General features: G+C 67.6%; 23 protein-coding genes. 10 read left to right on the top strand and 13 right to left on the bottom strand.

Features of this window, described 5'->3' with window-relative positions:
• Nucleotides 1-27: 27 nt before the first annotated feature.
• On the bottom strand, nt 28-771 hold the full coding sequence (locus tag A3OK_RS0121340; RefSeq protein ID WP_019906929.1) for a nucleotidyltransferase family protein: 744 nt from the start codon (nt 769-771) through the stop codon (nt 28-30).
• Between the two features lie 174 nt (nt 772-945).
• Complete coding sequence (tsaE, locus tag A3OK_RS0121335; RefSeq protein ID WP_245259395.1) at nt 946-2,526, bottom strand: tRNA (adenosine(37)-N6)-threonylcarbamoyltransferase complex ATPase subunit type 1 TsaE; 1,581 nt, start codon at nt 2,524-2,526, stop codon at nt 946-948.
• Nucleotides 2,527-2,940: 414 nt separating this feature from the next.
• Between tsaE and A3OK_RS24770 the strand changes: the two genes are divergently transcribed.
• Nucleotides 2,941-3,933: a M10 family metallopeptidase C-terminal domain-containing protein gene (locus tag A3OK_RS24770; protein ID WP_019906927.1), complete on the top strand. Its 993-nt coding sequence runs from the start codon at nt 2,941-2,943 to the stop codon at nt 3,931-3,933.
• A gap of 31 nt (nt 3,934-3,964) precedes the next feature.
• On the opposite strand, the gene A3OK_RS0121325 is transcribed toward A3OK_RS24770, so the two are convergent.
• The 4 genes from A3OK_RS0121325 to hmpA all read right to left on the bottom strand — a co-directional run bounded on the left by A3OK_RS0121325 (nt 3,965) and on the right by hmpA (nt 10,358).
• The gene (locus A3OK_RS0121325) at nt 3,965-6,544 is read right to left on the bottom strand and encodes a PAS domain-containing sensor histidine kinase (RefSeq protein ID WP_019906926.1); all 2,580 of its coding nucleotides are present in this window, start codon (nt 6,542-6,544) and stop codon (nt 3,965-3,967) included.
• A gap of 323 nt (nt 6,545-6,867) precedes the next feature.
• Nucleotides 6,868-8,268 (bottom strand): adenosylhomocysteinase, encoded by a 1,401-nt coding sequence (ahcY, locus tag A3OK_RS0121320; protein ID WP_019906925.1) that lies wholly within the window; start codon nt 8,266-8,268, stop codon nt 6,868-6,870.
• Nucleotides 8,269-8,371: 103 nt separating this feature from the next.
• On the bottom strand, nt 8,372-8,764 hold the full coding sequence (locus tag A3OK_RS0121315; protein WP_019906924.1) for a hypothetical protein: 393 nt from the start codon (nt 8,762-8,764) through the stop codon (nt 8,372-8,374).
• A gap of 352 nt (nt 8,765-9,116) precedes the next feature.
• Nucleotides 9,117-10,358, bottom strand: a complete 1,242-nt coding sequence (hmpA, locus tag A3OK_RS0121310) for an NO-inducible flavohemoprotein (protein ID WP_019906923.1) — start codon at nt 10,356-10,358, stop codon at nt 9,117-9,119.
• 97 nt (nt 10,359-10,455) lie between these two features.
• Here hmpA and A3OK_RS0121305 point away from each other — a divergent pair, with 97 nt between their 5' ends.
• On the top strand, nt 10,456-10,929 hold the full coding sequence (locus A3OK_RS0121305) for an Rrf2 family transcriptional regulator (protein WP_019906922.1): 474 nt from the start codon (nt 10,456-10,458) through the stop codon (nt 10,927-10,929).
• Nucleotides 10,930-10,967: 38 nt separating this feature from the next.
• Here the strand turns inward: A3OK_RS0121305 and A3OK_RS0121300 are convergent, their stop codons facing one another.
• Together A3OK_RS0121300 and A3OK_RS0121295 are read right to left on the bottom strand one after the other, a co-directional pair.
• The gene (locus A3OK_RS0121300) at nt 10,968-12,587 is read right to left on the bottom strand and encodes an AMP-binding protein (RefSeq protein WP_019906921.1); all 1,620 of its coding nucleotides are present in this window, start codon (nt 12,585-12,587) and stop codon (nt 10,968-10,970) included.
• Between the two features lie 10 nt (nt 12,588-12,597).
• Complete coding sequence (locus tag A3OK_RS0121295) at nt 12,598-13,194, bottom strand: nitroreductase family protein (protein ID WP_026597511.1); 597 nt, start codon at nt 13,192-13,194, stop codon at nt 12,598-12,600.
• A gap of 411 nt (nt 13,195-13,605) precedes the next feature.
• On the opposite strand from A3OK_RS0121295, the gene A3OK_RS0121290 reads away from it, so the two are divergent.
• Nucleotides 13,606-14,868, top strand: a complete 1,263-nt coding sequence (locus A3OK_RS0121290) for a GGDEF domain-containing protein (RefSeq protein WP_019906919.1) — start codon at nt 13,606-13,608, stop codon at nt 14,866-14,868.
• A gap of 22 nt (nt 14,869-14,890) precedes the next feature.
• Here A3OK_RS0121290 and A3OK_RS0121285 read toward each other — a convergent pair whose 3' ends face one another.
• Nucleotides 14,891-15,829: an MBL fold metallo-hydrolase gene (locus tag A3OK_RS0121285; RefSeq protein ID WP_019906918.1), complete on the bottom strand. Its 939-nt coding sequence runs from the start codon at nt 15,827-15,829 to the stop codon at nt 14,891-14,893.
• Between the two features lie 220 nt (nt 15,830-16,049).
• Between A3OK_RS0121285 and A3OK_RS0121280 the strand changes: the two genes are divergently transcribed.
• Both A3OK_RS0121280 and A3OK_RS0121275 read left to right on the top strand, forming a co-directional pair.
• Nucleotides 16,050-17,399 carry a histidine kinase gene (locus tag A3OK_RS0121280; RefSeq protein WP_019906917.1) on the top strand — a complete coding sequence of 450 codons (1,350 nt, stop codon included), beginning with the start codon at nt 16,050-16,052 and terminating at the stop codon, nt 17,397-17,399.
• Between the two features lie 5 nt (nt 17,400-17,404).
• Nucleotides 17,405-18,085 (top strand): response regulator transcription factor, encoded by a 681-nt coding sequence (locus tag A3OK_RS0121275; RefSeq protein WP_019906916.1) that lies wholly within the window; start codon nt 17,405-17,407, stop codon nt 18,083-18,085.
• 1 nt (nt 18,086) lies between these two features.
• Here A3OK_RS0121275 and A3OK_RS0121270 read toward each other — a convergent pair whose 3' ends face one another.
• Together A3OK_RS0121270 and A3OK_RS0121265 are read right to left on the bottom strand one after the other, a co-directional pair.
• Nucleotides 18,087-18,326: a hypothetical protein gene (locus A3OK_RS0121270; RefSeq protein ID WP_019906915.1), complete on the bottom strand. Its 240-nt coding sequence runs from the start codon at nt 18,324-18,326 to the stop codon at nt 18,087-18,089.
• A 95-nt stretch (nt 18,327-18,421) separates the two neighbouring features.
• Nucleotides 18,422-18,649: a hypothetical protein gene (locus A3OK_RS0121265; RefSeq protein WP_019906914.1), complete on the bottom strand. Its 228-nt coding sequence runs from the start codon at nt 18,647-18,649 to the stop codon at nt 18,422-18,424.
• 113 nt (nt 18,650-18,762) lie between these two features.
• On the opposite strand from A3OK_RS0121265, the gene A3OK_RS23195 reads away from it, so the two are divergent.
• Nucleotides 18,763-19,017 carry a hypothetical protein gene (locus A3OK_RS23195; protein ID WP_019906913.1) on the top strand — a complete coding sequence of 85 codons (255 nt, stop codon included), beginning with the start codon at nt 18,763-18,765 and terminating at the stop codon, nt 19,015-19,017.
• 115 nt (nt 19,018-19,132) lie between these two features.
• On the opposite strand, the gene A3OK_RS0121250 is transcribed toward A3OK_RS23195, so the two are convergent.
• Nucleotides 19,133-19,690: a glutathione peroxidase gene (locus tag A3OK_RS0121250; protein ID WP_026597510.1), complete on the bottom strand. Its 558-nt coding sequence runs from the start codon at nt 19,688-19,690 to the stop codon at nt 19,133-19,135.
• 180 nt (nt 19,691-19,870) lie between these two features.
• On the opposite strand from A3OK_RS0121250, the gene A3OK_RS0121245 reads away from it, so the two are divergent.
• Complete coding sequence (locus tag A3OK_RS0121245) at nt 19,871-20,431, top strand: PRC-barrel domain-containing protein (protein ID WP_019906910.1); 561 nt, start codon at nt 19,871-19,873, stop codon at nt 20,429-20,431.
• A 161-nt stretch (nt 20,432-20,592) separates the two neighbouring features.
• On the opposite strand, the gene A3OK_RS0121240 is transcribed toward A3OK_RS0121245, so the two are convergent.
• On the bottom strand, nt 20,593-20,997 hold the full coding sequence (locus tag A3OK_RS0121240) for a hypothetical protein (protein WP_019906909.1): 405 nt from the start codon (nt 20,995-20,997) through the stop codon (nt 20,593-20,595).
• A 275-nt stretch (nt 20,998-21,272) separates the two neighbouring features.
• On the opposite strand from A3OK_RS0121240, the gene argJ reads away from it, so the two are divergent.
• Genes argJ through mutT form a run of 3 tightly spaced genes read left to right on the top strand, consistent with a single transcriptional unit; the run spans nt 21,273 to nt 23,703 of the window.
• On the top strand, nt 21,273-22,523 hold the full coding sequence (gene argJ, locus A3OK_RS0121235; protein WP_019906908.1) for a bifunctional glutamate N-acetyltransferase/amino-acid acetyltransferase ArgJ: 1,251 nt from the start codon (nt 21,273-21,275) through the stop codon (nt 22,521-22,523).
• Nucleotides 22,520-23,269 (top strand): SIMPL domain-containing protein, encoded by a 750-nt coding sequence (locus tag A3OK_RS0121230; RefSeq protein WP_019906907.1) that lies wholly within the window; start codon nt 22,520-22,522, stop codon nt 23,267-23,269. Before argJ ends, A3OK_RS0121230 begins: the two co-directional genes overlap by 4 nt.
• A gap of 14 nt (nt 23,270-23,283) precedes the next feature.
• A complete protein-coding gene (gene mutT / locus A3OK_RS0121225) occupies nt 23,284-23,703 on the top strand; it encodes an 8-oxo-dGTP diphosphatase MutT (RefSeq protein ID WP_026597508.1) in 420 nt (139 codons plus the stop codon).
• Nucleotides 23,704-23,725: the final 22 nt, after the last annotated feature.

The raw sequence follows: 23,725 nt of genomic DNA, 5'->3' as shown, positions 1-23,725 counted from the left end.
CTGCGCCCGTCACCGCTTCCGTGGGCGTCACTGCACCTGTGCGCTCGCCTTCACCCGCTTCTCGGCGGCCTCGATCGCTTCCGGGGTGCCGACATGGAGCCATTGACCATCGAGGCGCAGGCCGAACAGGCGCTCCCGCTCGATGGCACGATCGAACAGAAGGTTGAGGGAGAACGATCCTTCCGGCGTATCGGCGAACAGGTCCGGCTTGAGGATGGCGACGCCGGCATAGATGAAGGGCGCGACCTCGCGCTCGCCCCGGCGCTGAAGGGCGCCGCCGGCATTCATCACGAAATCGCCCTTGCCCTCGTAGCCGAGGCTCGTGGCGGTGGGCGCGACGAGGAGCAGGATGTCCATCCGCTCCGGCTCCCAGGTCTCGATCAGGCGGCCGAGATTGGGCTTCGGCCCTTCGAGCCAGAACGAATCCGAGTTGAGCACGACAAAGGGGTCGGCGCCCAGCAGCGGCAGCGCCTTCTTCACCCCGCCTCCGGTCTCGAGCAGGGCATCGCGCTCGTCGGAGATGCGGATCGCGGGAGCAGTGCGGCGGCGGCCGAGATGCCCTTCGAGCAGGTCGGCGAGGTAGTGGACGTTGACGACCGCATTCGCGATGCCGGCCTCCGCCGCCCTGTCCAGGGCATGGTCGAGGAGAGCGCGTCCCGCCACCTCCACCAGGGGTTTGGGCACGGTCGCCGTGATCGGACGCATGCGTTTGCCGAGGCCGGCGGCGAGGACGAAGGCCTGGGTGATGGCGGGGTCGGGTCTGTCGGACATTCCGTCGGCGTCTCGGGCGCGAGGGCTATGGCATCGGCCCGGATCGGACATCCGGGAGGATGATCTGGAGGCACCAGCGGGTGCGGCGGCATCGTGGGGAACTCGGCCCTCGGGTCAAGCCCGAAAGCGGCTCTTCTCCGTCTCGGCCGACCGGAGATCCGCCTCGGGCGCCGCCTACGCCTCGCCTTCGTCCGTCGCCATCTTCGCCACGAGATGCGGAAGGTGCTCCTCGTGCCACAAGCGGATGCGGGTGAGCGCGGGATGGGCGAGGTTGCGGGCGAGGTAGCCCTCGATCCGCGGCAGATGTGCGAGATAGCCCGGCTTGCCGTCGCGCTTGTCGAGGCGGGCGAAGATACCTAGGATCTTGGTGGCACGCTGGGCCGCCATCACGGCATAGGCCCGCGCGAAGCTCTGCATGTCGAAATCCAGCTCGCGGTTGCGCCGTTCGCGCACGTAGAGGCCGAGCAGGCGCAGCTCGAAATCGGCCGAGGCATCGACCCGCGCATCCTGCAGCAGCGAGGCGACGTCGTAGGCCGGATGGCCGAGCACCGCATCCTGGAAATCGATGACGCCGATGCGCTCGAGCCCCTCCCGGTCGGGCAACCAGATCAGGTTCGGCGAATGGTAGTCGCGCAAGGTCCAGGTCGGCCGCTCCGGCTCGACGCCGCGCAGCACCTCGGCCCAGAGCGCCACGAATTCGGAGCGCGCGGCCGCGGGCAGCGAAGCCCCGCGCACCGAGGGGCAGTACCAGTCGGGCAGGAGTTCGGTCTCGAACAGCAGGGCTTCGAGATCGTAGGGCGGCAGGACGTGATCGATGCCGTCGGCGACCGGCAGCACGCCGGGAAGCTCGGTCGCGTGCAGCTTGGCGAGGAGACGGACCGCCTCGGCATAGCGCTCGGGACGTGGACCGTTGGCATCCACCACCGGCTCCGAGCCGAGGTCCTCGATGATGAGCAGGCCCTCGTCGAGATCCTCGCCATAGATGCGGGGTGCCGAGAAACCGAGGGCGCGAAGGCCGCGGTCGACTCCGACGAAGGCATGGACGCTCTCGGCGAGTTTGACGATGGCGCTATAGGGCTTGCCGTTGCGCACCGGCGGACCGTCGGCCCGGGCCGGGGAGATCATCAGAACGGCCTTGCTCCCGTCCGGTTTCACCAGCCGCTCGTAGGCGCGCGACGAGGCGTCGCCCTGCATGAGACTGCGTTCCGCCTCGTCCCAGCCGCTGCGATCGAGCAGGGCCCGCAGGGCCCGGGCGCGCTGCATGCGGGCCCGCATCTCGCCGTGGGCATCGATGCGGGCGAAGCGTGCACCCTCGCCGAATTCCGGCCTGAGCGACAGGTCCACGGACAGGATCGGCCCGTCGCGCGGACCGAGGCGCTCGGGCCATTCCACCAGGGTGATCGCGGTCTCGGTCATCTCATCGAAGCCGAGCTCCACCAGTTCGTCCGAGCTGCGCAGGCGGTAGAGGTCGGCATGGACGATCTGCCGACCGTCCTTGGCCTCGTAGGGCTGGATCAGGGTGAAGGTCGGGCTCGGGACTTCGAGATCCGGCTCGCCCGCGAGTTCGCGGATCAGCGCGCGCGCGAGCGTCGTCTTGCCGCCGCCGAGACCGCCGGACAGCGCGACGATGTCGCCCGGTATCAGGAACTCGGCGAGAAAGCGGCCGAGATCCTCCGTGGCGCCCTCGTCGGGAAGGACGAAGGCCCAGGCGGGTTTGGTCTCGCGCCGGGGCTCGCCCGAACCGTCCTCACTCACCGCCACAATCTCCGCCTTTCACATCGACCGCCGTTTCGCCAGGAGATGCGTATTATGCCCTCATAGCCCGGCAATCCTAACCCGAGCCTTCTTAACCCAACTCCCAGCGGGGAAGAAAAGTAGCGGAGAGAATCCGGCCCACCGATCCTGTCTCCCGGTCGCCGGAAAGCGAGGCCGGCGACTTCTGTACGCCCGGAGACCACGAACGCCATGGACTGCGCTCGTCTCGTGGAATTCAACGATCGGGCCTCACGCCCGGCGCCCGAGGCAATACTCGCGCAACAACTTTCACGCGAACCTTCAGATATACAAATAACCAATTCTCTCTACTGGTCATCAATTCGACTGGGCGCTATCGTCGCCGACTCCGGGAGTGAGTCCACCCCTGCACATGCAATAGCCTTGGGGATCGGAATGGTCGCCTTCAATGCGTACACCGATCTAGACAGCAGGACGCTCGATATCTTCGACCGTTTCGACGAGGCCGTCGCCGTCACACGTCGCACGTTCGATGGCTACTCCGTCCGGTTCAGTGATGGCGATTCGGCATCCATCAATGGATTCGAGTTTTTCTATCCCGGAACCATGTATCCGTCATTCGGAACTGCCATGTCCATCTCCCGCCATACGGGCGGTGAATGGGCCTTCAGCATTTCACTGGATCTCGATCAGACGGATATGGGCCCCTATTTCTCGGAAGATCCGTTGCTTGTGAACACGGAGATCTTTGTCGGCGACGATCTGATCAACGGCTCGATTTTCAAGGACTACATCAACGGCTGGTCGGGTGCCGACAGGCTCGTCGGTGGCGCCGGGAGCGATACGTACGTCGTCGACAATCGGCGCGACAGCGTCATCGAGTTGAAGGATCAGGGAACCGATCTGGTCAAATCCTACGTCTCGTTTTCCCTCGCGGGCCAGTTCATCGAGAAGCTGACCTTGATCGGACGCGATGCGGTCGACGCCAGCGGCAACTCACTCGCCAATCTGATCAAGGGGAATTCGGCCGCCAATACGATCAAGGGCAATGGCGGCGACGATGTCCTCGTCGGCGGACTGGGCCGGGATATCCTCACCGGCGGCGAAGGAGCCGACCGTTTCGTCTACAAGAGCGTCGACGACAGCGTCGTCGGTCTCGAGCGCCGCGATCAGATCACCGATTTCACGTCCGGTCACGACCTGATCGATCTGTCTCCGATCCAGGCGGCGAACGGTGCGATCCAGGACGAGGCTTTCGGCTTCATCGGATCGCGCCCTTTCACGCACCATGCGGGCGAACTCCGCACCGTTCTGGTGGGGGGTTCGACCGTCGTGGAAGGCGATGTGACCGGAGACGGCAAAGCGGATTTTCAGATCGTGCTGCGAGACGTCATAGCGGAATTGCACGCCTCCGACTTCGTTCTCTGATCCGGCATCACTCGCCGGTTCCCCCTCGCCCCTATTCCGCCGCCGCGCGCTTCGGCTCGGGATTGTTCACGGGAAAGGTGCAGGTCACGCAGGTCCCACCGCCCGGCCGTGACGCGAGTTCGACCCGGCCCCCATGGAGTTCCACGAAGGAGCGCACGATGGAGAGGCCGAGGCCGACGCCACGGTGGCGGGTGCCGAGGGTATGGCTCTCGAAGCGGTCGAACACCCGCGCGGCGACGTCCTCCGGCATCCCGCGACCCTCGTCGCGCACGGTGAGGGTCAGTTCCGCATCCGTCCGCCGGGCCGTGACGCGAACCCTCTGGCCGGGAGAGGAAAAACCGACGGCGTTGGAGAGCAGGTTGAACAGGATCTGGCGGACGCGTTTTCCGTCGGCGACGAAATTGCCGATGTCGGCGGGCATGTCGAGGTCGAGTCCGATGGCGGATTCGGCCAGGCGATCCTCGAGGCCACGCGCGGCCGCCTCCACCGTGGCCCTCACGTCGATGACTTCGCGGGCGAGTTCGAGTGAGCCGGCATCGATCGAGGCGAGATCGAGAATGTCGTTGATCATCACGAGCAGCGCCCCCGACGAGCGCATGATGTGGTCGGAATATTCGCGCTGGCGGTCGTTGAGCGCTCCCACGGTCTCGTCGCCGAGGAGCTGGGTGAAGCCGATGATGTTGGTGAGCGGCGAACGCAGCTCGTAGGAAACGTGGTGGACGAAGGTGTCGCGCAGCTGCGAGGCGCGCTCCAGCGCATCGTTCTTGTCGGTCAGCGCCCGCTCCACGTTCACGCTGGCGGTGACATCGATGAGGGTGAGCAGCGTCGCCCCTTCCGGCAGGGGCTGGGCCGCGCAATCGAGCACCGTCCCGTCCACGATCTCCAGGCGGCAGGTCAGGCCGGCGCGACTTTCGAGCCCGGTGATGGCGCCGCGGATATCGAGCCAGGGCTCCTCGTCGGGCGAGAGCCTGCGGCAGGCCTCGATCACCGTATCGACGCGGGGACGCTCGCTGAGGGTCGCATCCTCCAGGCGCCACAGGGTGGCGAAGGCGCGGTTGGCGAAGGTCAGGCGGCCATCGGCGCCGAACACCGCCACCGGCTCCTTGAGGGTGTCCAGGGTCTCGGCCTGCACCCGCATCAACGCGTTGTAGCGGGATTCGAGCTTCACGTTCTCGGAGACGTCGTCGAACAGGTAGGTCAGACCGCCCTGCGGGTTGGGATCGGCGACGACGCGGAGCGAGCGTCCATCCGGCGGATGCCACCATGTCTCGCTGGCCTCGACGGCACGGTAGGCGGCGAGCACGTCGGCCTTCCAGGCCTTGAAGTCGGCCTGTTCGGGAAGTTTCCGGGCGGCGCGCAGATGGTCGAGAATCTCGCCGTCGAGGGGGCCTGAATCGAGGAAGGCCTGATCGAGGCTCCAGAGCTGGCGATAGGCGGCGTTGTGGAAGATCAGCCGCTGGCGCGCGTCGAACATCGCCACCGCGGTGGGAAGCTGGTCGAGGGTACGGACGTTGGCGTCCATCTGGCGCTGAAGGTCGGCGCGCACGCTCTCCAGCTCGGAGACGTCCACGGCGATACCGACGCGGCCGGAATCGATCGCGGTCTCGGTGACGTCGAGGATGCGCCGTCCACCGGCCACCACCGCCGAGAGGCGTTGAGCGGCCCTGCCCCCGGAAGCGGACCGGTCCCGGTCGCCGCGGGCGATGAGGTCGCGCGCCTGACGGTCGAGGAGTTCGATCCCTTCGGCGACGGCCCTCTCCCGGCTGCCGGCTTCCACGGCGGCGACGTAGGCGGTGTTGACCCAGGCGAGGCCGCCATCGCGGTTGCGGCGCCAGACCGGCTGAGGAATGGCGTCGAGCAGGCTCGCGAGGGCGGACAGCCCGCGCTTGGCCTCATCGAGGGTCTGACGCAATTCGGCGAGTTCGCGATGTTCCTCGGTGGTCTCACGCAGGCGCAGCAGGGCCCGTCCGGCCAGGGCTTGCCCGTGAGCGTCGACGATCCGACCCGATTGCGCCCGCACCGTCATGCGGAAGCCGGCGCCGCGCTCGCGCAGCGCCTCCAGGGCCGCCTCGATCGCGCCGGCATCCGCCGGCAGCAGCCAGGTGCCGAAGGCGAGGATGAGCCCGGCGGGACCGGGCTTCGTGCGGTTGCCGTCGAAGGCGAGGGTCAGGTCGCCCTCGATGACCGGCTCGCCCCGCCCGGACCACGTGACGATGACCTGCCGCTCGGAGCTGAGCAGCATCTCGGCCCGATCCTCGGAACCGCGCAGGATGTCGAGGTCGGCGATGAGTTCGCGCTCGCGCCGCGTCCATCGTCCCCGCTCGCGTAGATGCAGCAGCGACAGGATCGTCGCGAAGACGGTGAGGCCGATGAGGACCGCGAGGCCGGTGGCGTTGTGCATGTGCGGCGGCAGGCCGATCACCCACGAGGATTGGTCGCCGGCATAGCCGGCACCGAGCGTCGCCGCTATCGGCAAAGGCGTCGCCGCCCCGTCCGCGGAGGCCGCCATGGTCTCGCTCGCCATCGTCACGCTTGCCGCGAGACCGACCACGACAGAGACGACGGAAGCGCCGACACGCCTGCAAAGGCGCGCCGTTTCATCGACCCTCATGACCCGTACCGCCTCCACGAATCGTCGCTGAGGCGCGATTGCGCCCAACCCGCGCGTCGCCTCGAAAGGCGGGTGCGGGGTTACCTCCACATGAGGAATCACCCCACACTAGCGCGAGCCGGAATCCTGCCGGAAGAGGGTTAAGCTTAACTTCACCATTCCGCCGACCGGTTGCATGCTCATCGGCGCAGAAAGGACACACTTGTGCCGCCGGGGCGCCACGGATTTTTCGACGGGACCGACCTTCGACACGAAAAAAGCCCGGCGCGAGGCCGGGCTTTTCCAGATCGGGGCGAAGAGGCGATGCCTCCTCGCCGGTATCCTCAGTAGCGGTAATGGTCGGGCTTGAACGGTCCGGTCTCGCCGACGCCGATATAAGCGGCCTGCTCGGGGCTGAGCTTCGACAGCTTCACGCCGATTTTCTCGAGGTGGAGCATCGCGACCTTCTCGTCGAGGGCCTTCGGCAGGGTGTAGACCTGCTTCTCGTACTTGCCCGGGTTGGTCCAGAGCTCGATCTGGGCCAGCGTCTGGTTGGTGAACGAGGCCGACATCACGAAGGACGGGTGGCCGGTGGCGTTGCCGAGGTTCACCAGGCGACCCTCCGACAGGAGGATGATGCGGTGGCCGTCGGGGAAGGTGATCTCGTCCACCTGCGGCTTGATGTTCGACCATTGCATGTTCTTCAGGCCGGCGACCTGAATCTCGTTGTCGAAATGGCCGATGTTGCAGACGATCGCCCGGTCCTTCATCGCCCGCATGTGGTCGAGGGTGATGATGTCCTTGTTGCCGGTGGCTGTGACGAAGATGTCGGCGCGGGGGGCCGCGTCTTCCATCGTCACGACCTCATAGCCTTCCATGGCGGCCTGAAGAGCGCAGATCGGATCGACTTCCGAGACCAGCACGCGACAGCCGGCGTGGCGGAGCGACGAGGCCGAGCCCTTGCCGACATCGCCGAAGCCGGCGACCATGGCCACCTTGCCGGCCATCATCACGTCGGTGCCGCGGCGGATGCCGTCCACCAGGGATTCACGGCAGCCGTAGAGGTTATCGAACTTCGACTTGGTGACGGCGTCGTTCACGTTGATCGCCGGGAAGAGCAGCTTGCCCTCCTTGGCGAGGTTGTAGAGCCGGTGCACGCCCGTGGTGGTCTCTTCCGAGACGCCCTTGATCGAATCGGCCAGACCGGCGAACCAGCCCTTCGGCTTCTCGGCGAGCTTCTTCTTCAGGAGCGCGAAGAAGATCTCTTCCTCTTCCGACTCGGGCTTGTCGAGGAACGCGGTGTCGCCGTTCTCGGCGCGCAGGCCGAGATGGACGAACATGGTGGCGTCGCCGCCATCGTCGAGGATCATGTTCGGCATCGAGCCGTCATGCCAGTCGAACAGCTTCGAGGTGTAGTCCCAATACTCGGTCAGGGTCTCGCCCTTGATGGCGAAGACCGGGATGCCGGCGGCGGCGATGGCGGCGGCGGCGTGGTCCTGGGTCGAGTAGATGTTGCACGAAACCCAGCGGATGTCGGCACCGAGCGCCTTCAGCGTCTCGATCAGCACCGCCGTCTGGATCGTCATGTGCAGTGAGCCGGCGATCTTCGCGCCTTTGAGCGGCTGCGACGGACCGTATTCCTCGCGCGTCGCCATCAGGCCCGGCATCTCGGTCTCGGCGATGGAAATTTCCTTGCGGCCGTAATCGGCCAGACCGATGTCCTTGACGATGTAATCATGGGCCATGGCGTCGCTGCTCCGTCTCTCGCTTCGTGATGGTCGAGGGCTATAGCAGGGGCCGCCGCGGGAAGCAATCAAGACATAAAGATGTCTTTATACGTGTTCCAGGCTAGGGCTGATCGACACCCGGATCGCGGGATAGGGAGGGATCGAGAGGATGGGACGCTTCACTGACGCAATGCGCGCGCGCCTGCCGGGCGCCTTCACGCTGCCGGCGGAGATCGCGGCTCTGTTCGACTGGATCGAGGAGCGCGGCCTGCTGCACGAAAGCCAGCGCGTGCCGGGCGACCGGTTCGGGACTCTCCAGCCCCTGGAGCCGCCCTATCGCGGCGCGGTCGTCCTGTTCCGCGTCGAGAGCGAGGACGAGGCCCGGGCCTATGCCGAGGGCTGGTTCGGGAGCCCGGACTACGCGGCGCGCCTGATCCCCTTCGCCAGGACGGGAGCGGACGGATCCTATGCGGCCTTCTGGCTCGACGACGGGGGACGTCAGCACATCGTCCATCTCGGTTCCGAAGGCGACGGCCTCTGCGTGCTCGGCGAGATGCCCCTAGATTTTCTGCGGCTCCTCGCCATCGGACACAACGAGTTGGGCAGCGGCCTCGCGGATCCCGACGCGGAGCCGGAGGACGAACCGGAATACGATATGGAGGTCGACAACCCTCCCTTTCGCGATTGGCTGACGACGACCTACGGCGTGAGCATCCCAGGACGGTGTCGCAGATCGTGCCGGCACCGCCGGACAGCTTCGCGACGGCGAGCGACGACCCGTTCTGGCAATGGGTTCGCAAAATTCAGGACGTCAGGGACGGGGCAGCCACGCCCGGTCCCTGATCCCGTCCGGTGGCCTGCCCCCGTCAGGCCGCCTGACGGGGCTCCTCCACCAGTTCATCGGCGGGGCCGAAGAACTCGAACCGCACCCGGTCAGCCGGAACACCGTGCCGGGCGAGGCCGTGGACGAGGGAGGCGAGAAACGGCTTGGGGCCGCACAGGTAATAGGTGGCCTCGGTGAGCGGGGTCTCGCGCGCCAGCCACTCCGCCGTGACGAGGCCGCCGGCATCGTAGTCGACGCCCTGCCGGTCAGCGTCCTCCGGTTGCGCATAGAACGTCCCGACCGTGAGGTTCCGCGCTCGGGCCGCCAATCCCCGGACATGCTCGCGCATCGCGTGGACACGACCGCTGAGGCAGCCGTGCACGTACCAGACCGGCCGGTCGGAACCCGTGTCCACCAGCGTCTCCAGCATGCTCAGCATCGGTGTCAGGCCGACACCACCACTGACGAGGACGACGGGCGCCGTCGTCGAACGGTCGAGGAAGAAGTCGCCGGCGGGCGGCGCCAGGCGCAGGGCCGTGCCCGGCACGGCCTCGGCATGCAGCCAGCCGGACACGATCCCGTCCGGCTCACCCGCCCTGCCCTCGCGCTTGACCGTGATGCGGTAGGTCCGGTCGTTCGGCGCGCAGGAGATCGAGTAGTTGCGCTTGAGCACGCCCCGCCCCGGCAGATCGAGGAGGAGGCCGAGATACTGGCCCGGCTCGTGACGCAGGACCTGGTCGCCATCGCGCGGCACCAGCACGAAGGACCGGATCGTCTCGCTTTCCTCGGCTACGGATTCGACGACGAAGTCGCGCCAGCCATTCCAGCCGCCGGGCCTGTGCGCGAGATCGCGGGCGATGGCGGCCTCGCGCCCGATGAGGATATGCGCCAGGAACCAGTAGGCCTCGCCCCATGCGGCGCAGATCTCCGCGGTGGCCGCATCGCCGAGAACGTCCTGGATCGCACCGAGGAGCGCGTCGGCCACGAAGGGATAGTGCTCGGGCAGGATGTTAAGGGCGACATGCTTCTGGGCGATCCGCTCCACGGCTCCGCTCAGGGCACCGAGATCGTCGATGTGGCGCGCATAGGCCAGAACCGCGAGGGCGAGGGCCTTCGGCTGGGAACCGGTCTCGCCGTGATGCGACTGGTTGAACAGGTCGCGCATCGCCGGGTCCTGGAACAGGCGCTCGTACATGCGCTTCGTGATGGTCAGTCCATGGGCCTCTAGGGCCGGAACGGTCGCCTTGATCAGGGCGATGGTGGCGGGCGTCAGGGGCTGGGACAAAGCGCGCTCCAAAGGTTCATTTGATATGAACCTTATCACCCGCGCCAGCGATAAGATGCAAGCAGAATGTATCTTCAAAACGCTGTATGACAGCGGGATGCGTCTGACCCGCTACACCGACTACGCCCTGCGCACCTTGATCTATCTTGGCTTGAACGAGACTCGGGTGAGTTCGATCGCCGAGATCGCGCGCGCCTACGGAATTTCGGAGAGCCATCTCACCAAGGTGGTGCATCAGCTCGGCCGCATCGGCCTCGTGCAGACCACGCGCGGTCGTGGCGGCGGGCTGCGGCTCGCGCGTGCACCGGCCGAGATCGTGGTCGGCGCCGTGGTCCGGCAGACGGAGGAGGATCTCGCCCTCGTCGAATGCTTCGCCAACGGGGTCTGCGCGATCACCGCGCCCTGCCGGCTTCGAAAGGCGCTGGGCGAGGCGCTGGCCGCCTTCCTCGCGGTGCTGGACCAGTACACCCTCGCCGATCTCCTCGGCGACGGCGCGGCGCCCGATCTCGCCTTTCTCCTCGGCCTGCCGGCACCGGCCGCTTCCATGCCGCCGGGCCGGGCGGGTGCGTGATGCTACCCGCCGGGCGACCTCGCACGGCCGATTGAGCCTCAGCCCTCGTCCCGCAATTGCCGCCGGATGATCTTGCCGGTCGTCGTCATCGGCAGGCTGTCGCGAAACGCGATCTCGCGCGGGTATTCATGGGCCGAGAGCCGTTGCCTGACGAAGGCCCTGATCTCGTCCGCCAACGCGTCGCTACGAGTGAAGCCCTCGCGCAGGACCACGAACGCCTTGACGATCTCGGTGCGGAGCGGGTCCGGCTTTCCCACCGCCGCCGCCAGCGCCACGGCGGGATGGCGCAGGAGGCAATCCTCGATTTCCACCGGGCCGATGCGGTAGGCCGCCGAGGTGATGAGGTCATCCTCACGGCCGACGAAATGGATGTACCCGTCGGCATCCCGCCGGGCGGTGTCGCCGGTGAGCATCCACTCGCCGCGAAACTTCGCCGCCGTCGCCTCGGGCTGGTTCCAGTAGTTCAGGAACATCACAGGGTCGGGCCGGGCGACGCAGATCTCGCCGGGCTCGTCCACCGCCGCTTCGCTGCCGTCGGCGCGCTGGATCATCACCCGATGGCCGGGCACCGGACGGCCGGTGGAACCGGCCCGCGCGATGCCCGCTGCCTTGCAGGAGGCGAGGACGAGGTTGCACTCGGTCTGGCCATAGGCCTCGCCGATGGTGAGGCCGAGTTCGCTGCGCGCCCAGTCGAACGTCTCGGGCCCCAACGCCTCGCCCGCCGAGGCGATGTTGCGCAATCGGGAGAGGTCGAAGCGACCGCGCGGGTCGGAGACGCCGCGCAGCATCCGGAGAGCGGTGGGCGGCAGGAACGTCGTCGTGATGCCGAGATCGGCGATGAGTTTCAGGGCCGTCTCGGGCTCGAACCGTGCGGAGGCCCGCGCCACCACTGGGACGCCGTGGTGCAGGCTCGGCAGGACCGCGTTGAGGAGGCCGCCGGCCCAGGCCCAATCGGACGGCGTCCACATCAGGTCGCCGGATTTTGGCGGAAAGTCGTGCATCATGGCAAAGCCCGGCAGGTGCCCGAGGAGAACGCGGTGGCCGTGGAGCGCGCCCTTGGCGAGGCCGGTCGTGCCGGAGGTGTAGATCATCAGCGCCGGGTCGTCGGCCCGGCTGTCGATCGCCGTGAAATCGGAGGGGGCAGCGGCGAGGAGATCGTCATAGGCGAGCGCGCCAGCGACGGCGCCGTCCAGGCAGATGACGTGGGACAGAGCCGGCAGGGCATCGCGGATGCCGGCGATCTTCTCCATTCCGGCCGCATCGGTGACGAGCGCGCAGGCGGCGGAATCCGACAGGCGGTATTCCAGGGCCTCCGGCCCGAACAGGCCGGCCAGCGGCAATGCGATCGCGCCGAGCTTGTAGGCGGCGGCATGAGCGATGACCACAAAGGCCGATTGCGGCAGCAGCACCCCGACGCGGTCGCCCGGCCGTATGCCCAAGGCCGACAGGGCCGAGGCGAGGCGTCCGGACGCCTCGCTCAAGCCCCCGAACGTGGTGGTGGTCACCACGCCCGAAGGCGAGACGTCGTGGATCGCCGCGCGATCCGGCTCGATCCCCGCCCAGCGGTCGCACACGTCGACGCCGATATTGAAGCGCTCGGGGACGTCCCAGGTGAACCCTGAGACGAGGGCGTCGTAGTCGGAGGCCGGTTTCAGCACGGCGGAGTCCTCACGCCTCGATGGGCTTGAAGCCGCCCGCGAAGACGAAATCCGTGATCGGACGACGTCCGGTCGGGCTCTCCTTTGTCTTCTGCTCCTCCGAGTAATCCTCCGGGTCGGTCATGCGGCCGATGCCGTAGGCGGCCTCGACCCGGTAGGTGTCCGGCACGTTGAGGACGCCGATCGCGCGCTCCCGGTCGAACCCGGTCATCCCATGCGCATGCCAGCCCTGACGGATCGCCTGGAGCTGGAAGTTCGCCGAGGCCGCGCCGGCATCGAGGGAATGGCTCCAGGACGGTTTCAGCTCATCGCCGACCTTCATCTGTGAGTTCGAGATCAGGATGACGATGGCGCCGGTATCCTTCACCCATTTCTGGTTGCCGGGCACGATCAGGTCGAAGAAAACCTGCCAGTCCGGCGTACCGCGCAGGGCATAGAGGAAGCGCCAGGGCTGGGAATTGTAAGCCGACGGTGCCCATCGGGCCGCCTCGAACATCCGCAGCAACTCGACTTCGGGAACCGCTTCGCCGGTGAAGGCACGCGGCGAACGGCGCTCGATGAAGAGCGGATCGATCTCGTGGTCGGGCTGACGAGGTGGCAAGGCAATCTCCGTGGAATGACGAGCCCGCACGACGAAAGTTGGTCGACAAGGCGTTGCAACGGAGATGCACGAGGTTGGGCACAAAGCGCAAATGCGCCGCGCGCAATCGGATGTGCCGTCACGCCGCTTGCGTGGCGGTCGGTCGCGGAAGATCGATCAAATTGTATCGATCGCCTTCAACCGAATGAAGCACCGATCTGTACTATTAAACACATTCGCGCTTTCCTCTAAGCAACGATGCGACGAAACGGCGGTACCGAAGTTGGTGCCGGTGTCGTCTAAGGTTGGTGCGAAGATGAATTCGTGGCGAATGACATTGGCCCGCGGGCGGATTGCGTGACGGAACGTTCAGCACATCGACTGAGAACGGTTAGGCCTCTGGTGCCCGAATTTTCGGATGCCTCCAGAGACGTGCGCATGCTCGACGTCATCGACCGTCAGATGCGTTCGAAGAGCTACGGTCTCGCCTTCGATGCGGAGCTCGAAGAGCGCTTCGAGGACGATACGCGCGAGAAGCGCGTCCGCGACATCCGCCGCACGATCGTCCTCGGGCTGGTGGTTTTTCATATCTACAACGTCGCGGGTTTCGTGACGACGCCGGACCTGGCCCTGCTCAACTTGGGCCTCCGCATCTTCGGAATGACCCCGCTCGCCCTGCTCATCATCTGGGCGGTGGGTCGGGTCGACGGACCGGTCCGAGAGGCGATCGGCGGGATCGGCATGCTCGCCGCCACCGGTATTCCCATCCTGATCTTCTGGATGGGAACGGGTCCGCTCGTCTCGCTGACCACGGCGACGATCTGGCTCAGCGTGCTCTTCGCCAACATCACCCTGCCGCTACGGTTCTTCTGGGCCTGCTTCGTCTCGAGCATCACGGCGGTGGCGGTCCTGGCCGGGCTGTATCTCAAGCCGGAGATCGCCGCCTCGGTGGGCGGCGTCCTCGGCCTCGACATGGTGACGGGCATCCTCTTCAGCCTCGTCGCCACCTACAGGATCGAATCCGCCAACCGGCGGGACTATCTCGTGAACCTGCGCGAGACTCTGCGCGCCAACCGGCTGGCAGCCGACAACACCACCCTCGTCCACCTGTCCAGCACCGATCCCCTCACCGGCATCGCCAACCGCCGGGCCTTCGCGCGCGAGCTCGGAGAATTCTGGGAGGCCAGCCTGTCGGGCCGGCACTTCGCCGTGATGCTGATCGACATCGATCACTTCAAGCTGTTCAACGATTATTACGGCCATGGGGCCGGCGATACGTGCCTGCGTGAGGTCTCCGGCATCCTGGCGAAGACGGCGGCAGGGTCGGGCGCCTTCGTGGCCCGCTATGGCGGCGAGGAATTCGCCGTGCTGATCCATACGAGGGACCCCGACGAGGCCCACGGTCTCGCGGAACGGTTTCGTCGCAGCGTCGCCGAGAAGGGTCTCCTCCACGGAAACCGGAACGACGATCTCGACTTCGTCAGCGTCAGCGTCGGCGTGTCGACGAGTTGCGGCATGGCGGCCAGTTCGAGCGCCCTGATCGAAGCAGCCGACAGGGCGCTCTACGAAGCGAAGGGCAAAGGCCGAAACCAGACCTGCCGCAACGGCATGCCCGGCAACGACGAGGCGGGCCTGCCCAAATGCATGATGGTCGCCCATTGGAGCGTCACCGACGAGCGGCCGATCGCCCGGGCGAGTTGAACCAGCGCCGTCCGGGGAACGGTCACGTCGGTGCGGGGATGAACGCGTAGCCGGCCCCACGCCGTTCGATATGGCCACGGTGGGAGAGGTGCATGCCGGCGACCGCCAGCCCTTCCACCACCGCCCTGTCGAGCACGCGCCGCCGCGTCGCCTCGGCCTGCGCCTTGTCCATGTCCCAGATCACGGTCCAGTCGGGATGCGGCATCTGCAGGATGCGCGAATGGACGATGTCGCCCCAGACCAGCAGACGCTCGGCGCCATCCTCGAAGAGCAGTCCGGCATGGCCCGGCGTGTGGCCGGGCAAGGGAACCGCCGTGACGCCCGGCATCAGGCTCGCATCGCCGGAGATGCGCCGCACGCGGCCCGCATAGGTGGCGAGGACGGCCAGAGCGGTCTCGAAGAACACACCCATGTCGGCCGGGGCCCGGGCCCGCGAGGCCGCATCGCTCCAATAGGTCGCCTCGGCCTCCTGCACCACGATCTCGGCATTGGGAAAGCGCGCCGCGCCGCCGGGCAGCAGCAATCCGCCGGCATGGTCGGCATGGAGATGGGTGAGCCAGACGGTGTCGATGCGGGAAGGGTCGATGCCGCGCGCGGCGAGTGCCGCGGGCATCCTCCCGAGATCCGGTCCGAACACGCTGCCGCAGCCGGCATCCATCAGGCACAGCCGCGTCCCGTGGCGGACCAGGAACGCGTTGACCGGCTCCGGCGAAGGGCCGGCCGGCGGCAATCCGGCGGCGGTCAGCAGGTCTCGTCCCGCCTCGCTGTCGGCGGCCGGGATCATGCTCGGCTGCAGCGGAAACAGGCCATCGTCGAGGGGCTCGATCTCGAATGCGCCGACCCGGTAGGCAGGGGGTGGCGGCCTCGCCGAGGCGGCCTCGGTCCAGACCAGCGGCAATAGCGGCGCCGCGCCCAGCAGAGTGCGACGCGTCAGGGCGGAGCGCGGTGGCGAGCGAAACATGGCGATGGTCCTGCGATCGATCCTCGCCGGACCATCGCGCCGGTCTTCGCCTGGCGCGAGGGAAGCCGTCCCGATGAGGAGCGGGAATTCTTCCCGATCCGCTCCGGCACGGCTTGCCCCGGTGCCCGCTCTCGATGCCAGATACCGGACGGCGTCGCCGCGACGCTTCTCTCGTCCGAGGTGCGAAGGGCATGTGCCTGCGCGTCATGAAATCTCCGCCATGAGCCTCCTGTCCCGCCTCCTGCTGCGGTTCCTGATGGTGGCGGCCCTCTGCCTCGCCGGCACGGCGGCCTGGATCGTGCGCGAGACGCAAGACGGCCTGACCGGCGAGGCCGCGACCTCCGCGGCGCGGGTCGCTGCGCAGCTCGCCCGTCAGCCGGGGCTCGGCAGCGCCGATCTCGGGCAGAGGCTGCCCGGACAGGATTGGCAGGCGATGCCGACGATCCTCACCATCGTTCCGGGCATCTGCGTCGAGATCGCGATCCAGGCCGAGGCACGGCAGCGCCTGTGCAACGGATGGGACGGAGTCGGCGATCCGGCGCCGGCATGGTTCCGGTCCCTGTTCGATATGACGTTCGACTCATCCGCGCCGATCCTGCGGAGCATCGACTATCGCGGCCGCAGCATCGGCACGGTCGGCGCCTTTGCCGAGCGCGAGGCCGCCTCCACCCGAGCCTGGCGGCAGGTCAGGCTCACCGTCGGGATCGCGGCGGCCATGGCCCTCGCGACGGCGCTGCTCACGGCACTGGCGGCGCGCCCCCTGCTGACGCCGGTCGGCGCCATCGTCGCCGGCCTGCACGGGCTCGAACGCGGGAACGAGGTGGGGCCATTGCCACGGTTCGGCATCCGCGAGTTCGACAGGATCGCCGGTGCCTTCGACGCCATGGCCGCCCGGCTGAGGGCCAGCCGCGACGAGGCCGCCGCCCTGACCCTCAGGCTGTTCCAGGTTCAGGAGGACGAACGGCGCATCCTCGCGCGCGACCTGCACGACGAGTTCGGGCAATGCCTCACCGCTGCGGCGTCACTGGCCGAGGCGGTGGAGATGGGAGCGGGCGAGGACCGTCCGGATCTCGCCGGGGACGCGCAGGCGATCGGCAGGATCACCGACAGGATGATGGCGACGTTGAAGAGCGCGCTCTCGCGGCTGCAGCCACCGGACCTCGACGAGATCGGTTTCGAAGGCAGCCTGAGGGGTCTCGTGGCGGGCTGGAACCTGCATCGCCGGGAGGCGGCCCGGTTCCGCATCGACGTTGCGGGAGATTTCGCCGGGATGCCCGCTCAGGCCGCCCTCGGCCTCTATCGCGTCGCCCAGGAACTACTCACCAATGCCGTCCGACATGGCCGTCCGAGCCGCGTGATCCTGCGCATCTCGCGGGAGGAGAACGGGCACCAACCGGTGACGCTCGTCGTGGACGACGATGGCGGCGGCGACCCCGCGAGCATCGATACCCGGACGGGACGCGGCCTCCTCTTCATCCGCGAGCGCATCGCGGCACTGGGCGGAACCCTGTCGATCGGTGCTTCGGCCGGCGGAATCCGCGCCTGCGCCGTCGTTCCGACCAGAGCCTGACCCTGATGGCGGGGCGGGTGACCGATGCGGACGTGACGATCCTGCTGGTCGACGATCACCCCGTGGTGCGGGAAGGCTATCGCCGCCTGCTCGAGCGCAAGCCCGGCTACCGGGTGGTCGCCGAGGGGGGAGATTCCGACGAGGCCTATCGCCTCTTCCGGCAGCATGCCCCGACCCTCACGATCATGGACCTCGCCCTTCCCGGCGCCAGCGGGATCGCCGCCGCGCGCCACATCCGCCAATGGGACCGTCACGCGCGCATTCTCATCGTGACCATGCGGCAGGGCACGGCCATGGCGGTCAAGGCCTTCGAGGCCGGCGTGGCGGGCTATGTCTCGAAGAGCGCGCCGCCGAAGGAATTCCTGGCGGCGGTGGAAACGGTGCTGAGCGGATGCCGTGCGATGAGCGAGGATATCCGCAAGGGGCTCGCGGAGGGGCGCCTGCAGGATGCGTCTCCCCTCGACGATCTCGGCCCGCGCGAGACCGAAATCCTGCGGATGATGGCCCTCGGCTCATCCGCCGCATCCATCGCCGATACGCTGTGCCTGAGCCGCAAGACGATCCAGAACAACCTCTCGCTGATCAAGGCGAAGCTCGGTGCGGAGACCGACGCGCATCTGGTCTGGATCGCCGTGCGCGCCGGCCTCGTCCAGCGCGAGGACGAGGCCGGCGCGGAATGGGATTGAGCTACTCGACCACCTTGGCGGTCGGGCGGTCGTCGCCGCGCGAGGTCTCGTCGTGCCAGCCGCCCTTGCCGTCCTGGTAGCGGATGCCCTCGGTCGAGCCCGGCACTTGCTGTTCGGCGGCCGCCGCCTGCGCGGCCTGAAGGGCCTCATCGTGGCTCGGGAAGGTCTCGGAGAAGACGTCGCCGACCTTGTAGGCGAAGCCGCCATCGTGCTCGACGATGCGATAGGTGATCTCGGACATGCGTGTTCCTCCTCTTGCGCGCCACATACGAACTGGCGGCGTCAGGGTCGTCGGCAAGGCGAACGGAGCGGGCGCGCCCGAAGTTCCGTCGCGGCTCAGTGGCGGGTAGGAGGAGCCTGGTCCATCGCGGCCACGGCCGCCTCGCAGCCGGCGATCAGCGAGCCACGGACATCGTCGGGATCGTAGCCAGGACCATCGGGGAACGCCATGATGTGGGCGGTCTCGTCTCCCTCCCGTCGGATGCGGCCGATCCAGCCCTCCGCCACCCGCTCGAAGCAGACCTCGAAACGCGCACCGCCATGCTCGAACTCGTGGGGTTCCATCTGTCTCTTCCCTTACAGGCCACCGGGTGCCGGCCCGCAGCTTGGGCCTCGCCGGATGTGGGAAGCCGCGCTATGGCGTCAACGACCGAATGGAAAACGGAAAAACTCCGGCGATGCGCCTTGTCCTGACCGCTGCCTCCCTGTGCGTGATCCTTGCCGGCTCGGCAGCCTCGGCTCAATCGGGTGGAAGCCTGTTCGGCAGCCCGAACCGCGTGCCGGCCAATCCCTTCGCCTCGAACTACCCATCGGCGCCACCGCCTCGGGCCGAAGCCCGCGACGAGCGTGTCCCGGGCGGGACGGTTCGCAGGCGCGCGATGCGTCCGCGACAGAACGAGGCCCTTCGCCCGCCCCGCGACATTCCCCGTTAGTCGCCGATGGCGACCGACTTCTTCGACTGGATCAGCGCCGGAGGCGGCGTCCATCTCATCCTGCTGGCGGCCAGCCTCGTGATCGGCCTGATCGCGGTGACGCGGCCCTGACCGATCAACTCTGTCTCAACTCGCCGGCAATGGCGGTGACGATGCGCGGATCGTTGGGTTCCACCGACGAGGGATAGGCGCCGATGAGGCTGCCGTCGCGACCGACGAGATATTTGTGGAAGTTCCAGTTCGGGGTCGATCCGGGCTTCTCGGCAGCGGCCCAGCGATAGAACGGATGCGCCTGCGGTCCGCGGACGTGGGTCTTGGCCGTCACCGGGAAGGTGACGCCGTGGTTCTTGCGGGCGGCCTCGGCGATGGCGAGGCCGTCCAGTGGCTCCTGGTTGCCGAAATCCGGCGAGGGCACGGCGATCACCGTCAGACCGCGCTCGCCGAAGCGCGTCCACAACGCCTGAAGCCCGACGAACTGCCCGGCATAGCCACAGGCCGTCGCGGTGTTGACGACGAGGATGGGCTTGTCCGCATAATCCTTGAGGGCGATCAGGCCGCCCTCCGGCCTTTCGAACGTGAACGTGCCCGCGCGCCCTTCGGTCGTCGCGGCACGGGCCCCGCCGGCGATGACGGAGCCGAGAAGGATCAGGGCCTGGCGGCGAAGTAGGGTCATCGTCGGTCGCTCCTTGCGCATCGACGACGGGAATCGGCCCGCGATCGGCATCGTCGAAACTAGTTCGAGGATCGGCGGTGTCCACCATCGGGTGTTGCGGCGGTGGAACCTTTCGCAAGGGCTCAGCTTGAGCGAGGACCGAGTTCGACCATCGAACCCAGAGCGGAAAGACACGTCTCCATGCGCATCCTGTTGCTTGCAGCGACCCTCGCGACGCCTCTCGTCTTCGCGGGAGCGACGATCGCCGGGGCTCAGACCGCAGATCCGCAGAATGCGGGCTCCGCGCCGGTGCAGGCGGCTCCCGCCACCCTCAACAACGATCTGCGCCCGACCTTCGTCGCCCAGGCGCCGACGGATCGCGTCACCTCCAAGCTGATCGGCCTGACGATCCAGAACGGCGCCAACGAGACCATCGGCGAGATCGCCGACATCGTCCTCGATGAGAGCAGCACCATCAAGGCCTGGGTCGTCGGCGTCGGCGGCTTCCTCGGCATCGGCACGAAATACGTGGCCGTCGACCCCAGCGCCCTGAAGCTCACCCGCGTCGACGACAAGACGCTGAAGGCGTCGATCGACACCAACAAGGATCAGCTCCGCGCCGCGCCGGAATACGTCTATCTCGGCCAGGCCAAGCCCAATGCCTCTGACGCCAAGCCGGCGGAGACCAAGCCGGCGGAAGCGAATTCGTCCGATGCGAGGCCGGTGGACGCGAAGCCCGTCGAGACCAAGACCGCCCCCTGAACCATTCGAGAGAGGCCGACCTCTCTCATCGGAGGCTGAAGATCTCCCGTACGATCGACGGCCTCAAAGGATACGGTGGACCGGAAACACGAAAGGCGGTCGAGACATGAAAGTCTCGACCGCCTTTCGTCGTCATTGGTACGAGCGTGGGTGGAACAGCGTCAGTCGCGCGTGCAGAGGGCTTCGCGTACGGTGCTGGCGACCGCATCGTTCCTGACCTCGTTCGTCACGAAGACAGCCTCGTGCCCGTCCTCGATCTCCTCGGACAGAGGATCGCGCGGGGCTTCGTTGGCGAACACGATACGCAGGTCGGGTCTCAGGGCGCGGGCCTCGAGAACCAGTTTGGTGGAGCACAGCTCGCCCTTGAGGCTGATATCGGTGACGAGAACGTCGACCGGCAGGCCGAGTGCCAGAACCGTCATCGCATCGACACCGGAATCGACCGTCGTAGCCGCGTATCCGGCACGCCGGATCTGCGACGCGACTTCGTCGCGCCAATGCTTCTGTCGTCCGGCGATCAGAACCTGAACGCCGTAGGCTCCACCGGTGGAAGCCGTCGGTTCCATGGTCGAAACTCCCCGTTTCCGCCTGGGCGCGCCTGGATCGGCTCAGGCCGGCTCCAGCACGTATCTTCGGTGCGATGCAGCATCGTAGGACAGGATGACGCTACAGGACAAGGCGCACGCCGAGATCTGCGGCATTGAGGAGAGGAAATTCCCGGATGGCTTGACTGTTCCCTCGAAAGGGCCGGCCGGAGTTGACGTGGGCGGCACGGCCGAGGCAACACCGCCCCGCCGCGCAGAGAATCGCCAGCGGCGGATAGCCGGAGCCAGACCGACTGATGTCAGCCGCCAAAGCCCCTCCCGTCTCGCCCCTCGCACCGAAGACCGTGCCCGAACTGCCGGCCATCGGCGGCGTCGGCATCGCCACCGCGCAGGCGGGCATCCGCTATTCCGGGCGCACCGACGTGCTCTACCTGTCCTTGCAGCCGGGAACGCAGGCGGCGGGGGTGTTCACCCGCTCGAAATGCCCGTCCGCGGCGGTGGATTGGTGCCGGGAGGCGTTGTCGAGCGAGGGCGCCCGCGCCCTGATCGTCAATTCCGGCAACGCCAACGCCTTCACCGGAGCGCGTGGGCGGGACGCCGTTGCGCTCACCGCGAAGATTGGCGCCGAGGCTGCGGGCTGCCGCCCGGAGGAGATCTTCATCGCCTCCACCGGCGTCATCGGCGAGCCCCTCGACGCCACGAAGTTCGAGGGTGTGCTGAGCGACTGCGCGGCGCGCACCGAGACCGGCCCCAAAGCCTGGGCGGCGGCGGCGCAGGCGATCATGACCACCGACACCTTCCCCAAACTCGCCACGAGGACGGCGACGATCGACGGGACGCAGGTGACGATCAACGGCATCGCCAAGGGTGCGGGCATGATCGCCCCCGACATGGCGACGATGCTGAGCTTCGTCTTCACCGATGCGGCCCTGCCGCAATACGTGCTTCAGACGCTGCTGAGCGCCGGCACGCAGACGAGCTTCAACTGCGTCACCGTCGACGGAGATACCTCCACCTCCGACACGTTGATGCTGTTTGCCACCGGCGCCGCCGGCAATGCGCCCGTGACCGATGCGGGCGACGAGCGCCTGTCGGGCTTCCGCGCGGCATTGGACGATCTGCTGATCGAGCTGGCGCAGCTCGTCGCCAAGGATGGCGAGGGCGCGCGCAAGTTCGTCACCATCACCGTCAAGGGCGCGACGGGCGATGCCTCGGCCCACCGCATCGCCATGTCGATCGCCAACTCGCCCCTGGTGAAGACGGCGATCGCCGGAGAGGATGCCAATTGGGGCCGCGTCGTCATGGCAGTGGGCAAAGCCGGCGAGCCTGCCGACCGCGACCGCCTCGCGATCTGGTTCGGCGACGTCCGCGTCGCCCGCGAAGGTGCCCGCGATCCGGATTACAGCGAGGACGCCGCGAGCGCCGTCATGCGCGAATCCGATGTCGCGGTCACCGTCGATCTCGGCCTCGGCGAGGGCACGGCGCGGGTTTGGACCTGCGACCTGACCAAGGGCTATATCGAGATCAACGGGGATTACCGCTCGTGAGCCGCTCGGCCAGAGGCGCAAAGCTTCGGTTCAGGACCGCAATCCTGTCCGTCCTGCTCGCATCCCTCGCGATCCCCGCCTGGGCGGACGATCACGATAAGCCGGAGAGCCGCATCGTCGTCACCGGCCGCGCCCGTGCCGAGTCGCCGCCGGATTTCGCTTCAGTGGAGATCGGGATCGACGCCAAGGGTGCGACGCCCGCCGCCGCCCTCGACGGATCGAGCAACGTCGCCCGCGCGCTCATCGCCCTGTCGGCCGGGTTCGGTGTCGGCGAGGCCGATATCGGCACCACGGCCGTCACCCTCACTCAGGCGACGCGCGAGGTGCGCCAGCCCGACGGAAGCACCACCGAGAAGCCGGACGGCTACCGCGCCGCCAACAGCGTGCGGGTGCGTCTCTCGGACATGGGCAAGCTCGGCGAACTGATGCGCAAGGCTCTCGATGCGGGCGCCAACCGGATCGAGGGCGTGGTGTTCGGCCTGAAGGACCCCAACGCGGCGGAAGCGTCCGTCCAGGTCGCGGCCATGAAGGATGCGATGGCACAGGCCGGGCGCCTCGCCGAGGCCGCCGGGGTCAAGCTCGGGCGGCCCTTGCTGATCCAGACGACGCCCCAAGGCGGCGGGATGCCCATGGCGATGGCCGCGGCGCCGATGCGGTCCAAGCGATCCGGCGCGCCGGTGCCCCTCGCGGCGGGGACGATCGAGACGAGCGCCGAGGTCTCGGCCACCTTCGCGATTGTACCGTGACGCAAGATTTCGCCGTGACGGCGCCCGCGATCCGCATCCTGCTCGTGGTGGCAGTCGCCCTGGTGGATACCGATGGCCGCATCCTCCTGGCCCAGCGCCCGGAGGGCAAGCAGCTCGCCGGCCTGTGGGAATTTCCCGGCGGCAAGGTCGAGCCGGGCGAGCGGCCGGAGGAGACCCTGATCCGCGAGCTGCGCGAGGAGATCGGGATCGAGGTGAAGGAGCCCTGCCTCGCCCCCCTCACCTTCGCGAGCCATGCCTATCCCGACTTCCACCTGCTGATGCCGCTTTATGTCTGCCGGCGCTGGGACGGCATCGCCCGTTCCATGGAGGGGCAGGCCTTGAAATGGGTGCGCCCGCGCGAACTCAGGGACCAGCCGATGCCGCCGGCCGATGCGCCGCTGATCCCGTTCCTGGTCGATCTGCTCGGGCCTTGATGGCCGAGGCCGGCCGCCACAG

Origin of the sequence: Methylobacterium sp. 77, assembly GCF_000372825.1 — a bacterium.
Lineage (GTDB): Bacteria > Pseudomonadota > Alphaproteobacteria > Rhizobiales > Beijerinckiaceae > Methylobacterium.
This window is presented reverse-complemented; position numbering and strand designations above follow the sequence as displayed.